General features: G+C 41.4%; 1 protein-coding gene and 1 pseudogene. Both read left to right on the plus strand.

Annotation, left to right across the window (positions count from 1 at the left end; translation table 11 throughout):
• The first annotated feature begins 639 nt into the window (after positions 1-639).
• Positions 640-966, plus strand: a complete 327-nt coding sequence (locus ACFIL2_RS05275) for a dATP/dGTP diphosphohydrolase domain-containing protein (RefSeq protein ID WP_375679806.1) — start codon at positions 640-642, stop codon at positions 964-966.
• Positions 967-977: 11 nt separating this feature from the next.
• Positions 978-1,287: pseudogene (locus ACFIL2_RS05280) on the plus strand (hypothetical protein); the annotation flags it as partial.

Here is a 1,287-nt window from a genome sequence, read left to right on the forward strand (position 1 = left end):
CCCCAATGTCGAAAATTTGCAAGAGCTGCGGTGTTGATCACACCGGAGAAACTTTACAGCATTAAGGAGACAAAGATGGCTGTAGAAAAGAAATACGAACTTACTGATGAAACAATTGAGTTTAGAGGGAAAACTCTTCACCGCATTCGTGCATTGAGAAGCTTTGGAAAAGTTAAAGCAGGTGATGTTGGTGGTTTTGTAGAGAGTGAAGGCAACCTCTCTCATGAGGGCGATTGTTGGGTTGGGAATAGGGCATGGGTTTATGGTGATGCACGTGTTTTTGGCAATGCCAAGGTTCTTGGTTTTTCTCATGTTTATGACAATGCCCGTGTTTATGAGAATGCCAATGTTCTTTTAGCAGCTGCGATTTATGGCAACGCCAAGGTTTGTGGTAATGCGCATGTATTTGGCAATGCCAAGGTTTGTGATGAAGCTGCGGTTTTTGGTAATGCTTACGTTTACGATAATATCCATGTTTATGGCAGCGCCAAGGTTTATGGCAACGCCAAGGTTTGTGGTTATGCCAAGGTTTGTGATGCTGCTAAGGTGTTCGGTCATGCCGTGGTTTATGGTAAGGCCAAGATTTATGGAAATGCATATGTTTGCGGCACTGAAGAATATGGTGGCGACAGAGTTTATATGTGTTCACATAATGCAAATGAAGCGCATAAGAATGATGATGGTAAGCCTCGTGTAGAGCTTATACCGCCGTTGGCACTGCTTGAAATTGGTAAAGTTTTAGAGTTTGGGGCAAAGAAGTACGGAGCAAACAATTGGCGTAATGGCATGCACTGGAGCAAGTTTCACGGTGCTGCTTTACGTCATTTATTAGCATGGTTTGGTGGAGAGCATAAGGATGCTGAGAGTGATTTATCACACTTGGCACATGCGGCTTGTTGTATTCTTTTTTTAATGGAATGCGAAGCACAACAGATTGGTCATGATGACCGCCCTCATAAAAATTAAAGGAGATAAAGATGAGTTCGAATGAAATTTTATGGATAGAAGTGGTTTCAGTTTTGCTCTTAAGCGGAGTGATGTTTTGTATTGCATTGCATTATCGCGCGCAGGTTAAGGCACTTAAAGAGCAGGTTCAAGATATTAAGAAAAAAATGAAAGAGAATGAGTTTAGGTATTTAATGGAAAGCAAGCAGACAATTGATGAATGTGATGCGGATCTTGAAGAACGTGACAAGGAAATTAAAGAACTGAAGCAAGAGATTGAAGAACGTGACGAGGAAATTAAACAACTGAAACAAAAGACTGAAGAGCATGAAAAGGCGTTCA

This window comes from Bartonella sp. AP30XZML (genome assembly GCF_042195945.1).
Taxonomy (GTDB): domain Bacteria; phylum Pseudomonadota; class Alphaproteobacteria; order Rhizobiales; family Rhizobiaceae; genus Bartonella.